Annotated in this window: 12 protein-coding genes; 5 read left to right on the top strand and 7 right to left on the bottom strand. The window is 57.5% G+C overall.

What is annotated here, in order from left to right; translation table 11 throughout:
- Positions 1 to 9: 9 nt before the first annotated feature.
- Together ahcY and HKD32_RS03795 are read right to left on the bottom strand one after the other, a co-directional pair.
- Positions 10 to 1305 (bottom strand): adenosylhomocysteinase, encoded by a 1296-nt coding sequence (gene ahcY, locus HKD32_RS03800; RefSeq protein WP_010504430.1) that lies wholly within the window; start codon positions 1303 to 1305, stop codon positions 10 to 12.
- 90 nt (positions 1306 to 1395) lie between these two features.
- Positions 1396 to 1749, bottom strand: coding sequence for a hypothetical protein (locus HKD32_RS03795; protein ID WP_010504432.1), 354 nt, complete (start codon positions 1747 to 1749; stop codon positions 1396 to 1398).
- Positions 1750 to 1948: 199 nt separating this feature from the next.
- On the opposite strand from HKD32_RS03795, the gene HKD32_RS03790 reads away from it, so the two are divergent.
- A complete protein-coding gene (locus tag HKD32_RS03790; protein WP_061931138.1) occupies positions 1949 to 3013 on the top strand; it encodes a transporter in 1065 nt (354 codons plus the stop codon).
- A gap of 665 nt (positions 3014 to 3678) precedes the next feature.
- Here the strand turns inward: HKD32_RS03790 and HKD32_RS03785 are convergent.
- A complete protein-coding gene (locus HKD32_RS03785; RefSeq protein WP_061931136.1) occupies positions 3679 to 4122 on the bottom strand; it encodes a hypothetical protein in 444 nt (147 codons plus the stop codon).
- A gap of 234 nt (positions 4123 to 4356) precedes the next feature.
- Between HKD32_RS03785 and HKD32_RS03780 the strand changes: the two genes are divergently transcribed.
- Positions 4357 to 5841, top strand: a complete 1485-nt coding sequence (locus HKD32_RS03780; protein ID WP_061931133.1) for a catalase — start codon at positions 4357 to 4359, stop codon at positions 5839 to 5841.
- Between the two features lie 81 nt (positions 5842 to 5922).
- Here HKD32_RS03780 and HKD32_RS03775 read toward each other — a convergent pair whose 3' ends face one another.
- The 3 genes from HKD32_RS03775 to mutY form a co-directional block, all read right to left on the bottom strand.
- On the bottom strand, positions 5923 to 7101 hold the full coding sequence (locus HKD32_RS03775) for a Gfo/Idh/MocA family protein (RefSeq protein WP_061931130.1): 1179 nt from the start codon (positions 7099 to 7101) through the stop codon (positions 5923 to 5925).
- A gap of 109 nt (positions 7102 to 7210) precedes the next feature.
- On the bottom strand, positions 7211 to 7834 hold the full coding sequence (locus HKD32_RS03770; protein WP_061931128.1) for a hypothetical protein: 624 nt from the start codon (positions 7832 to 7834) through the stop codon (positions 7211 to 7213).
- On the bottom strand, positions 7831 to 8892 hold the full coding sequence (gene mutY, locus HKD32_RS03765; protein WP_194257560.1) for an A/G-specific adenine glycosylase: 1062 nt from the start codon (positions 8890 to 8892) through the stop codon (positions 7831 to 7833). Before mutY ends, HKD32_RS03770 begins: the two co-directional genes overlap by 4 nt.
- Before the next feature lie 10 nt (positions 8893 to 8902).
- On the opposite strand from mutY, the gene HKD32_RS03760 reads away from it, so the two are divergent.
- Both HKD32_RS03760 and HKD32_RS03755 read left to right on the top strand, forming a co-directional pair.
- Complete coding sequence (locus HKD32_RS03760; RefSeq protein ID WP_061931122.1) at positions 8903 to 9418, top strand: DUF721 domain-containing protein; 516 nt, start codon at positions 8903 to 8905, stop codon at positions 9416 to 9418.
- Between the two features lie 117 nt (positions 9419 to 9535).
- The gene (locus HKD32_RS03755; RefSeq protein ID WP_194257559.1) at positions 9536 to 10228 is read left to right on the top strand and encodes a hypothetical protein; all 693 of its coding nucleotides are present in this window, start codon (positions 9536 to 9538) and stop codon (positions 10226 to 10228) included.
- A gap of 15 nt (positions 10229 to 10243) precedes the next feature.
- Here HKD32_RS03755 and serB read toward each other — a convergent pair whose 3' ends face one another.
- Positions 10244 to 11137: a phosphoserine phosphatase SerB gene (gene serB / locus HKD32_RS03750; protein ID WP_061929137.1), complete on the bottom strand. Its 894-nt coding sequence runs from the start codon at positions 11135 to 11137 to the stop codon at positions 10244 to 10246.
- Positions 11138 to 11179: 42 nt separating this feature from the next.
- Between serB and miaA the strand changes: the two genes are divergently transcribed.
- Positions 11180 to 12187, top strand: a complete 1008-nt coding sequence (miaA, locus tag HKD32_RS03745; RefSeq protein ID WP_061929135.1) for a tRNA (adenosine(37)-N6)-dimethylallyltransferase MiaA — start codon at positions 11180 to 11182, stop codon at positions 12185 to 12187.
- Positions 12188 to 12190: the final 3 nt, after the last annotated feature.

Raw genomic sequence — 12190 nt, 5'->3', positions numbered from 1 at the left:
CTGTTCCGCTCAGTAACGATATTCTTCGTGCTTGAACGGACCGGCAACCGGAACGCCAATGTAGTCAGCCTGCTTCGTGGACATCTTGGAGAGTTCGGCGCCGACCTTTGCGAGGTGGAGGGCAGCGACCTTTTCGTCCAGAGCCTTTGGCAGGGTATAAACCTTCACCTCGTACTGGCCCGGCTTGGCGGTCCAGAGTTCGATCTGGGCCAGCGTCTGGTTGGTGAAGGAAGCGGACATCACGAAGGACGGGTGACCTGTGGCGTTGCCAAGGTTTACGAGACGGCCTTCGGAGAGCAGGATGATGCGGCGGCCTTCGGCCAGCTCGACTTCGTCAACCTGCGGCTTGATGTTGTTCCAGCGATAGTTGCGCAAGGCTTCGACCTGGATTTCGCTATCGAAGTGACCGATGTTGCAGACGATCGCACGGTCCTTCATTTCACGCATGTGGTCGATCGTGATGATGTCCACATTGCCCGTGCAGGTGACGAAAATGTCGCCGCGCGGTGCTGCGTTTTCCATGGTGACGACTTCATAGCCTTCCATGGCGGCCTGAAGGGCGCAGATCGGGTCGACTTCGGTCACGAGAACGCGGCAGCCTGCATTGCGCAGGGAGGCAGCGGAACCCTTGCCCACGTCGCCGTAACCGGCAACCACGGCAACCTTGCCGGCCATCATGACGTCTGTGCCACGGCGGATGGCGTCCACCAGGCTCTCGCGGCAGCCGTACAGGTTGTCGAACTTGGACTTCGTGACGCTGTCGTTCACGTTGATGGCTGGAACCTTCAGCGTGCCAGCCTTGGCCATCTGCCAGAGACGATGCACACCCGTCGTCGTCTCTTCGGACAGGCCGCGGACGTCCTTCAGGAGTTCCGGGAACTGATCGTGCATCATGACCGTGAGGTCGCCGCCGTCATCGAGGATCATGTTCGGCGTCCAGCCGTCCGGACCCGTGATGGTCTGCTCAATGCACCAGTTGAATTCTTCTTCCGTCAGGCCCTTCCAGGCAAAGACGGGAATACCGGCTGCAGCGATGGCTGCTGCTGCGTGATCCTGCGTGGAGAAAATGTTGCAGGACGACCAGCGGACCGTTGCGCCGAGAGCCGTCAGCGTCTCGATCAGCACGGCGGTCTGAATGGTCATGTGGAGGCAGCCAGCGATACGCGCACCCTTGAGCGGCTGGGTGTCCTTGTATTCTTCGCGGAGTGCCATCAGGCCGGGCATTTCGCCCTCAGCGATGGAGATTTCCTTGCGGCCCCAGTCTGCGAGGGAAATGTCGTGTACCTTGTAGTCCTGCGTGGTCATGATTGGCCCTTACTGCCCGTCTTGGATGGCAGCAGGTATAGAGGCTTGGCGGAGCCACGCAAAGTGTGGCTCCGTCGCATCTGGTCTGTGTCAGTTCGGCTGTGCGGTGTCGGTCTTGGTTTTGACCGTCCGCGGTGTCTGATGTGTGCGCTTCAGATGGTGCTTGTATTCGGTTTTGCCCTGCTTTGTGGTGTCCGTCATGGCGTGAGGCGCCTGAGGGGCGGGCTGATCCGGCTGCTCTGTGATGGTACGGGGGTTCGTCGGCAGGTGATTGGCAGGCTGGTCAATCGTGGAATTCTGCGCTTTCTGCGTCGCAGAACTGGACGTCTGGGGTTGATCGTTGCTCGGGCTGCTGACGGCCTGCGCGAAAGCTGCTGATGAAACGGCAGGAGAGGCCATGATAACGGCTGCGGCAAGCAGGGAGGCTTTCAGGCGAATGGACATGTCTTGAATTTTCCTCTGCAAAGGGAAGAGCTGGCTCCTCCGGGAATAATCTGATAACTCCCGGACAGCGTGACAGTTGCCCCGATGCAGCATATTGCGTCAGTTGCCCGGGCATGTCAGAGAACGGCAGATCACCTTCTGTCGTGTTGTTCGAAACCGGCGCAGGTCCAGAATACCCCCTGAAGAACAGGAGGCTGCCGTGTCAGAGAACCCCACTTACAACTTTCCTTTCACGGTGCTTGATCCGGCGTTCCAGGAAACTGGAAAACCTGCCTTCGCCAATGGTCTTGTCTGGGCTGTGCATGCGATTCCGGGACAGGAATTGCGGTCTCTGGGGGCGGGAGAAGTTGAAGATCTGTTGGTTCCGGGGCGTGTGCCATCGTCCGAGGGGTGGTTCTGGCTTCATTTTGATACGGTTCACAGTTCTGCCCGGTCCTTTGTCGCTCATCTGCCAGGGCTACCGGAAGACGTGCGCGCCATGTTGGCGGAAACGGAGTACGGTATTGCGCTTGAGGCCGTTGATGATCTGATCTGGGGGGCGCTTCCCGCATTTGACGATGCATTGGCGGAAGACGACCGGGAAATCTGTGCCTGGCGTTTTGCCATGCGACCTGATCTTCTGATCACGACGCGGCGGAACCCCATTCCTGTTTTGGGGGCGGCCTATCGGTCCCTCAGGCCTGATCATATTCCGCCGACCCCTGCGGGCATTGTGGATCGGGCATTACGGGAATTTACGGGAACCGTACGTCGGCAGCTTGGCCAGCTTGATGATGATCTGGATCGGGCGGAGGATGTTCTTCTGTTGATCGAGCATCGGTCTGATCTGGGGCATCTGGGTGGTATTGTCGGTAAGGTGCGCCGTCGGGCGACGGAACTCAGACGTGTTGTTACGCCGATTGACCGTGTTCTGAAGGATGAGGATCTGGACCTTCCTGAATGGGCGGAAGACGAACTCCGTGACCGTGCGGAGCGTCAGGTTCATGCGGCTTTGGACGATCTGATTGCTTTGCAGGATCGGGCGCGCTCCCTGCAGGACGAACTGGGGTCCAATCAGGCGGAAGAAACCAACCGTCGTCTGTACATTGTTTCGGTGGGGACGACGTTGATGCTGCCGGCGACTTTCGTGACCGGCTTCTTCGGTATGAACACGGGCGGCATGTTTCTGGCGCAGGGGGCGTGGGGAACAATCGAAGCCGGATTTGTGTGTTTCGTGTTCATGGCTGTGACGTTTCTGTTCATGAAACTCGCCCGGCTTCTCTGAAGGGGTATTAGCTGGGTGCCTTTTGTCTGGGCGGAAAAACCTCTTTCTGTTACAGAAGGATACATTCAGAAGGCAGTTAATAAAAAGACTGTCTGTCCAAGAAGCGGAAACTGATGCCTCGTTTTCTGACACTCTCTGTTTTTTCTCTTGTGATTTGCGGTCTTACTGGCTGCGGACCGCAAATTTACACGCCTGAGACCGCGATTTCTGCGGTTCATGCTGATCCTTCCGGAGTGGTCGGAAAATTCAGAATGACTGTAAGGCGCGTTGGTTGGAGTGACGGATCAATGTACCTGGATTCTGCTCAGGATTACAGAGATCCAAAAACCCTTGTTGTTGCCATTAGCGGCGCTATGGCAAAAGATTTGCTGCGTAATACGTCACAGTCGGCTGAACAACATTTCATGGACCGAACAATCCTTGTGTCCGGGATTGCTCAGAGGGTGCCTGTTTTCTGGCTAAATGACGACGGGACGCCGACAGGAAAATATTATTTTCAGACGCAGGTTTTTACCGGAGACTCTGAAGACCTGAAAATTTTGCCCTGAGAACGAAGAACCATCTAGCCTTCTGGATCTGTAACACAGGTTATGTTGATGCTGTTTGGTATTGCATTGAGCTATGCCAAACAGCGTGATGTCGGTTTCTTGACGCTCTGGAAACGGTCAGGGATTTTTCTTGGCAGGCCCGCTGGATGTTGCGGGGGTTTGGCCGAGGGCAGACGAGGTTGTGTTGGGATCTGTCGTCTGGTGCATGTCTGATTTTGTGGTGTCTGATTCTGGGGCGGGTGTTGTGGAGACGCCGTGAGGCTGTTCAGCAGCGTATTTTTCGAAAGCTTCTGGCGTGCCAACGAAGGCGCAGTCACACAGGTCCCGATCTGCATAGATGTAGCGCAGACCCTCGGGTGTTTTGCGTGTCAGGAAGACGTGTTGCGGCATGAGTTGCAGCTCTGCGCGGCGAGACGGAGAATTGGCGGGGTGTCTGACGAACCCTGCGGAGATGAGCTGCTTTTCCTGTGGGCTGGTATTGTCGTTAACGCAACCGGCGAGACCGAGGGCGACAGACAGTGCTGCGACAGAAAGGGAGAGGGAAGAAAGAGTTTTCAGCATATCAGTCTCCTAACAGCTTTGATGCCATGGGGTTTCATGGGCAGGGCCGATCTTACGGATATTGTCGAAGGGTAGGGGAAAAAGAAAATCTGTGCAGGAAATGGATCAGACACTGACGCAAACTTGAAAGGTTTTTAAAAGGAAAAACCGAACACAGATAAAAAATAAATCGGTTTAACCTTTTGTTTGTGTATCGGCTAACTGGTCTCACTTGTTAAGACAGGAGATCAGGCCATGGCCGACCGGACTATCATTCGCACCACCGCAGGTGCCCCTTGGGTCAGTAATCAAGATAGCAAGACGGCAGGTCCGCGTGGGCCGCTGCTGCTGGAAAATTATCAGTTGCTCGAGAAACTGGCGCACCAGAACCGGGAGCGTATTCCTGAGCGGACTGTGCATGCCAAGGGTTCGGGCGCGTTCGGCACGTTTACGGTCACGCATGACATTACCCGTTTCAGCAGGGCGTCCATTTTTTCTGAGGTTGGCAAGACCACCGATATATTGGCGCGTTTTTCCACGGTCGCAGGTGAGCGCGGTGCGGCGGATGCTGAACGGGATGTTCGGGGATTTGCCCTGAAATTCTATACCGATGAGGGAAACTGGGATCTTGTTGGGAACAACACCCCTGTTTTCTTTGTTCGTGATCCGATGAAGTTTCCTGACTTCATTCATACCCAGAAGCGGCATCCGCGTACGAACCGCCGGTCTGCGACAGCGATGTGGGATTTCTGGTCTCTGAGCCCAGAAAGTCTGCATCAGGTGGCGATCCTGTTTTCCGATCGTGGGCTGCCGCGGAGCTACAGGTTCATGAACGGGTATGGCAGTCACACGTTTTCGCTCTGGAATGCGCAGGGTGAACGTTTCTGGGTGAAGTTTCATTTCAAGACCCAGCAGGGGCACCGTTTCTGGACGAATGATGAGGCCAACGCTGTCATCGGGCAGGATCGTGAGAGCGCGCAGGCTGATCTTTACGAGGCCATTGAGGGCGGCGATTTCCCGAAATGGACCGTGTTCATTCAGGTGATGGAAGAGGCTGAGGCGGAGCGCGTCAGTTTCAATCCATTCGATGTGACGAAGGTCTGGCCTCATGCGGATTATCCTTTGCAGGAGGTGGGCGTCATGGAGCTGAACCGGAATGCCGTAAATTATTTTGCGGAGATCGAGCAGGCGTCTTTTTCACCATCCAATATCGTGCCAGGCATTGGCTTCTCGCCTGACAGGCTCTTGCAGGGGCGTCTGTTTGCTTATGCAGATGCGCATCGTTACCGGGTGGGGACGCATTATGAATCGCTGCCGGTGAATCGTCCGCAGATTGCCGTGAAAAATTATCACATGGATGGTCCCATGCGGTTTGATGCGCCTGAGCCGGGGGACGGCGGATATTATGAGCCGAATTCGTTTGGCGGGCCGGTTGAAGAGAGTGCAGCCATGGAGCCGCCTCTGCGGATTAATGGCGATGCCGAGTACTATGAGCACCGCCATGAGGGCGATGATTTTGCGCAGCCCCGGGCGTTGTTCCGGATGTTCGATGCCGGTCAGCGGGAGCGGTTCTTCGATAATATCGCGGGGGCCATGACGGGCGTTCCGGCAGAGATCATGGAGCGGCAGTTTGCTTTGTTCCGCCAGGCAGATCCGGAATGGGAAGCCGGTGTGCGGCAAGCTATTACGCGGATCATGACGGGGCCGCCCTCTTCTGCGCCGACGACACAGGGCGACTGAGGGAAGCCGTCTTTCTGGTCAGTTGCGTTCAGAACATGCTGACCAGAAAGATTCCTCCGACCGCCAGGAAGAACAGGACTTTCATGACGTCGGGGACAGGTGAATCATTCGTCCTGTTTTTGCGGACTCATAGAGGGACTCCATGAGTTTCTGATCGCGCAGTCCTTCTTCGCCGGGGGTTCTGGGGGTGAGATCGTTCAGGATACAGTTTGCGAAATGGTCGATCTCAAGAGCAAACTGGTTTTCTGCGGGAAGCCGCCATTCGCTGACAGTTTTATGGTTGCCTTCCCGTCTGCCGACCCGAAGGCGATGGCCGGTGTAGGAGAAAGCATTTTCAAGGGTGATCCATCCTTTTTCGAGTTGAATTCGAAGATCCTTGCTTTCATGAGCTCCGTAGCTGGTCGCGCAGTTTGCGATTACGCCGGATGGAAAGCGGAGCATGAATGAGAATGTTTCATCCAGATCTTTGTAGCGCGGGTCATTTGGGGGGCTGACCATTTGAGCGAAAAGGCTTTCCGGCTCTTCTCCAAGGACGGCGCGTGTGCCGTTCAGGCAGTACAGTCCAATATCTGGTAACGCTCCGCCCCCTGCCAGTTCCGGTTTGAGGCGCCACTGGTCTGCGCTGCCCTGCATTTGGGTGTTGATGGCTTCTACAAGTTTCGGGCGCCCCAGTTCTCCGCTCTGGACCAGTTTGCGGACCGCCTGATTGAAGGGCTCGTAATGGCAGCGATAGGCGATCATAAGTTTGACGTGTGCTTTCTGACAGACGTCGATCATGTGCTGGGCTTCTGCACTTGAATTGGCCATCGGCTTTTCACACAGGACGTGTTTTCCGGCTGCAGCGAGAGCTTCGACCTGTTTTTCGTGAAGAGCGTTGGGGGTGACGACATATACGGCCTGAATATCGGGGCGATCTGCCAGACGGTGGATGTCGTCGTATGTGAAGAGGGAGTCGTCTCCGATGCCGTAGCTATGTGCCGTTAAACGCGCTTTTTCGGGCCGTCCGGAGATGAGTGCTACAGGTTTTGCGAGGCGGCAGCCTGCGAAAGCGGGGAGAATTTCTCCGAGGGTTAGGCGGCCAAGGCCCATGATGGCAAACCCTACCCGCTCTGAAGGGGGAAGGGCCTGTGGGGGTTGGCTTTCGGGAACATCGGCGTCCCCGCGCCAGTTTCCGAAATTGATCTGACCTTTCTCGACCATTCCCGTATCCAGAATGGACGGGGCGAGATGAGGAATAATGGCCGGGATATCATGAGACATTGCGAATTGCTTTCCCTCAGAGATGTCAGGGGAAACAACGCAGAGTCAGGGTAATGGGTCCGGTTTTTACGAAAGCTCACATCAATCGTGACGTCTGTGTCATACGGTGTCAACCAGGACGTTGAACGCGGATTATTAAGGGCGTGTCATGATCTTCCTCCTGAAAGGAAATGTCCGCTGTTTGCCCTGCTGCAAGGGAGCCAAGTTGTTCGATGGCTGAGGTGTTTTTGACGAGAGAAAGCCGCTTTCCGTTTATTTCTCCGATAAATCCAGATTGTAACTGGATGACTGAAAAGGCTTCACCAGTCTGCGGGTTTGTTAAGGTTGCGGCCTGCGGCATAAGAAGTGCGGAGAGGCCGCGCAGAAAGTTTTCGCTCATGGGAAGAAAATATTCCCATTGGGCAATCTGAGGCGATGTGGCGACGACTTCTCCACCCTGCGGGAAACGGGCGCTTTTGAGGTAGGTGCCTTTGTCTTCTACCTGAAAGCAGACGAGTCCGTTCGGTGCGGCCTGCATTTCAAACCGGGGGAGCGGGCGAGGCATGGAAACCCGCTTTTCTAAGGCAACACTGCAGGGCAGGTGCAGTGGAACGGGAAGCTGTGCGGACAGACCAGGGTGGATGCCGGGCTCAAAGGGAGCTTGTGAGAAGTTGTCCCGGATAGGGTCGTGGCTGAGAACCCGACCGTGCCAGTCCATGAACCACAGGCGGGTCAGGGAAGGGGTTGCGTTCATCGTGTCTCCAAATCAGCAACTGCGAGGGCCAGACATTTTTTCATGACACCTGGCAGGGCGGCGCGCTCTGTGGACCGAAACGTGCCAAAAGAGGGATCGATCCCTGCATTGTGGCCTGCAGGGAGGGCTGCGGCGTAAATCATGAGCCGAAGCGTGAAATGGGTAAAGACATGGATGACCTCTCCACAGGCTGTCCATGGGCCCAAAACCGGAGCCATTGCGAGGGCGTCTTTCTCGTCCCATGGGGTTGCGAGCCAGTCTGTACCGGGAAATTCGTCCATGCCGCCGAGTAATCCTTTTTCAGGACGCGTTCTGATCAGCATATGCCCGGATGCATCCTGAAGAACGAAGTGAGTGCCATAGCGGGTTGGTTTTGCCTGTTTGGGGGCTTTGCGGGGAAGGGTGGCCGCAATTCCATCAGCGTGCCCCTGACAGGCTGGGCGCCAGGGACAGGTGAGGCAGGACGGGTTGCGGGGGGTACAGAGTGTGGCGCCAAGGTCGAACAATGCCTGAGCGAAGTCGGAGGGGCGTTGCTGTGCGTCTTGGGAGTGGTTCAGCAATGCGGCCTGTCGTGCCAAGAGAGGCCGGGATGCAGGAAGCGGGTCGTCAATGGCGAAGAGCCGTGACGTGACACGTTCGACATTTCCATCAACCGGGACAACGGGTCTACCAAAAGCGATGGCTGCAATGGCGCGCGCTGTATATGCACCGATGCCTGGGAGCTTGAGCAATTCGTCAACGGTGTCTGGGAACTGCCCGAGTTCAGCGACACGTTTTGCGCAGGCGTGCAGATTTCTGGCGCGGGCATAATAGCCGAGCCCGGCCCAGAGACGGAGTACATCTTCCTGTGGGGCGGCGGCCAGGTCCTGTACAGTGGGGTAATGCGTGAGAAAGCGTTCATAATACGCTATGACGGCTTTTACCGTCGTCTGCTGAAGCATGATTTCGCTTAGCCAGACGCCATAGGGATCGGGGCGTTCGCCGGGGAGGCTACGCCAGGGCAGGGTGCGGCGGTGCGTATCGTACCAGCGCAGCAGGTCGGAAGCATCAGGAGTCACGGAGAGGGATATGACGAAGGATTGGGGTCCAAACAAGAACCTTCGTGATCGGACTGATACATTTACGCCCAAACAGAACTGGACGGCTAAACGGGGTGGAGCGCGGCAGATCGGGGCTTTGGTGCCGGGAATTACCCAGCCAGCTTTCAAAAAAAAATCGCCATTGCTAGTTCGATTGTCCATGGATTGGGAAGATTTTATTGGGCCGCGCCTGTCTAAAGTAACGGAGCCGCGCCGGTTTTCTGCGGGGACGTTGACGCTGGCCTGTTCTGGGCCTGTGGCGATGGAACTTCAGCATCTTGCGCCTCAGATTATCGAACGGATCAACACAACCTGTGGCCTGCGGGGAGAGACGATGATCGTGCGTCTTAAAATCGTGCAGGATATGACGGTGTTTGAACGGCCACGTCTGGCTCGGCCAAAACCCATTCAGGTCGATGTTCCGGAAATTGAGGACGATGAGCTTCGAGATGCGTTGCAGCGTCTGGGGGGGCATATCGGGGCCCGGGGGAAGCGCCGTCGGTGACTGGTATGTTTCACGTGAAACGACTTGTTTCATGCCCTGAAACAGCCCTTTTCAGAGAACAGGGTGTTACCGATATTTACTGAAGACAGAATACGGCTCTTTCCGAGGAGACAGGCCATGAACATCACGAAGAAAACCGTCGGAGCATTGTTGATGGCTGCCCTTGCTGGAAGCCTCCCGATGACGGCGTTCGCCCAGCAAGGAGGCGGTGGCCCGGGAGGCGGTCATGGGGGCGGACCTGGCGGAGGCGGTGGTTTTCGTGGTGGTCCTGGCCCTGGTGGTGGTGGATTCAGGGGAGGAATGGGCGGCGGTCCAGGTGGCGGTTTCCGTGGTGGACCCGGTGGAGGTGGCTTTCGCGGCGGACCTGGCGGAGGGCCAGGTGGATATGGCGGCGGGTTCAGGGGCGGCCCAGGCGGGTTTCGCGGTGGATATGGTGGTGGACCGGGCTGGGGATTCCGGCCGGGCTACAGGAACTGGAGTGGAGGCTGGGGTGGCCCGCGCTTTATGGGGTGGGGACGCCCCGGATGGAGCGGCTGGAACGGCTGGGGTGGCCCCGGTTGGTATGGCTATGGTTGGGGGGTACCGGGCTGGGGTGGCGGCTGGGGCTGGGGCGGTTGGGGCCTTGGCGCCGCCGCGCTGGGCGTTGCTGCTGGAATGGCGATTGAGAACGCCGCCTCGGGATGTCCGGCCGGATATTATCTGACCCAGTATCAGGGGTGTGTTCCCGCAGGGGGGTATGCCGTGCCTCAGGGGTACTACGGTGCTCCGGCCTATGACGGGGGTGTCCCGCCCTATACCTGGGGGTATTGAGGCGGGTGCACGAGGTTAGTCGGTGACGAAATCGGCTGCCTTGTAGCCCTGAGCAAACAGATGGGCGCGCAGATTGGCGAAATTGATCTGCGTGCCGATGATTTTTTTTACGTTTGGTTTGGCGTGAAAGGCGAGGCCAAGACCTGCATTGGCCAGCATTGGGATATCGTTTGCGCCATCGCCGGTTGTGAGTGCGGCCTTGAGCTGAACGCCGCGTTCGGCAGTCAGGGATTCGAGGTGGCTCAGTTTGGCGTCTGGGCCCAGAACCGGGGCATCGAGACGGCCGGTCATTTTGCCATCCACGATTTCAAGGCTGTTGCCGTAGTTCTCGTCGAAGCCGCAGAGTTCAGCGACCTTCTGGGTGAACCAGGTAAAGCCGCCTGAGACGAGTGCCGTGCGGGCATTGTGCTTGCGCATGGTGCAGACGAGTTCTCTGGCGCCTTCCGTCAGGGTGACGGTTTTCCAGACTTCTTCAAGAACAGACGCAGGGTGACTGGCCAGCAGGGCGACGCGCTGTTCGATGGAGGTTTCGAAGTCGATCTCTCCATTCATGGAGGCGCGGGTAATGGCCGCGACCTGTTCCCCGATGCCGAGCAGAGCTGCCATTTCGTCCAGCGTTTCGCCAGTGACGATTGTGCTGTCCATGTCCGCGACCAGAACGGCTTTGCGGCGGCCACGGGTTTTCAGAAGCAGGGCGTCTGTTTGATAGGGCGCGAGGGTTGCGCGGATTGTCGCAGCACTCGCCGAGCCTGGGCCGGGTGTTGGGCATGGAATATCGACAGCTTCCCCGTCCGACAGGACGATGGGGGCCTTGCCCTTCACCAGCGAGCGGGCGACGTCGATGGCTTCTGGTTTGAGGGGGCCAGCCTTGCGGTCGGCAATGAGGGTCAGAACGGAAGGAAGGGACATAAGCTCTCGTAACGGTCCAGCGCGTGTGGCAGGAACAGGGGGATGAACGCCCCGAAGACAGCACTCATTGTGGCTGGCCCGACGTGCTCCGGCAAGTCGGCTCTGGCTCTGGACCTTGCCCGGACTTTCCGGGGGACGGTGATCAATGCGGATTCTATGCAGGTTTATCGTGATCTGCACATTCTGACGGCCCGCCCTGACGCGGCTGATGAGGCCGCTGTTCCGCACCGGCTTTACGGTGTGCTGGATGCAGCAACGCCGGGCAGTGTGGCCTGGTGGCGGGTACGGGCGCTTGAGGAAATGGAGGCTGCCTGGGCGGAAGAACGCCTGCCAATCCTCTGTGGCGGTACGGGGATGTATCTTCGAGCACTGACGGATGGGCTGGTGGAAGTGCCCGATCCCGGCGATGAGGCGCGTCAGGAAGCGCGGGCGCTGGCCGAAGACATTGGTCCAGCGGCATTGCATGCCCGGCTTGCGGAGGTGGACCCCGAAACGGCGGAAACGCTTCGGCCGAATGACACGCAGCGGATTTCGAGGGCCTGGGAAGTGTGGCGCGGGACCGGGCATGGTTTGGTATGGTGGCGTACCCAGCCGGGGTTGCCGCCTGCGCCGTGCCGGTTTGTGTCTGTTCTTCTGGACCCGCCGCGTGATGTGTTGCGGCAATCTCTGAATGTGCGGTTTGAACAGATGCTTGAAGCTGGCGCTCTGGAAGAAGTGCGTCGTCTTATTGCGAGGGGGCTGGATTCTGTTCTGCCTGCCATGCGTGCGCATGGGGTTCCGGAACTTGCGGCAGTTCTGCAGGGTGACATGACGCTTGAAGCCGCGCAGCAGGCGGCCGTTCTGGCGATTGGACGATATACCCGCCGTCAGGCGACCTGGTTTCGGCATCACGCTCTGGGTGTAGAGGCTGATTCAATGATTTCATTTCAAAGATATGCCTGCTTTGCGCAAGAATCGAAAACTGAATACGAAAAAATAGAACATTTTATATCTGGACGAGTTGACGGCCCCCCTCAATCTGTCCTAAATCCCGCGCCTCATACCCCTTAGGAG

The sequence above is a fragment of the Gluconobacter japonicus genome (assembly GCF_015244665.1).
GTDB classification, from domain to species: Bacteria; Pseudomonadota; Alphaproteobacteria; order Acetobacterales; family Acetobacteraceae; genus Gluconobacter; species Gluconobacter japonicus.
This window is presented reverse-complemented; position numbering and strand designations above follow the sequence as displayed.

Coding starts and splice junctions, on each gene's coding strand:
- serB (WP_061929137.1), bottom strand. CDS start 11,137: ATGTCCCTTCCTTCCGTTCTGACCCTCATTGCCGACCGCAAGGCTGGC.
- HKD32_RS03760 (WP_061931122.1), top strand. CDS start 8,903: ATGACGAAGGATTGGGGTCCAAACAAGAACCTTCGTGATCGGACTGAT.
- HKD32_RS03780 (WP_061931133.1), top strand. CDS start 4,357: ATGGCCGACCGGACTATCATTCGCACCACCGCAGGTGCCCCTTGGGTC.
- HKD32_RS03785 (WP_061931136.1), bottom strand. CDS start 4,122: ATGCTGAAAACTCTTTCTTCCCTCTCCCTTTCTGTCGCAGCACTGTCT.
- HKD32_RS03795 (WP_010504432.1), bottom strand. CDS start 1,749: ATGTCCATTCGCCTGAAAGCCTCCCTGCTTGCCGCAGCCGTTATCATG.
- miaA (WP_061929135.1), top strand. CDS start 11,180: ATGAACGCCCCGAAGACAGCACTCATTGTGGCTGGCCCGACGTGCTCC.
- HKD32_RS03770 (WP_061931128.1), bottom strand. CDS start 7,834: ATGAACGCAACCCCTTCCCTGACCCGCCTGTGGTTCATGGACTGGCAC.
- HKD32_RS03775 (WP_061931130.1), bottom strand. CDS start 7,101: ATGTCTCATGATATCCCGGCCATTATTCCTCATCTCGCCCCGTCCATT.
- ahcY (WP_010504430.1), bottom strand. CDS start 1,305: ATGACCACGCAGGACTACAAGGTACACGACATTTCCCTCGCAGACTGG.
- HKD32_RS03755 (WP_194257559.1), top strand. CDS start 9,536: ATGAACATCACGAAGAAAACCGTCGGAGCATTGTTGATGGCTGCCCTT.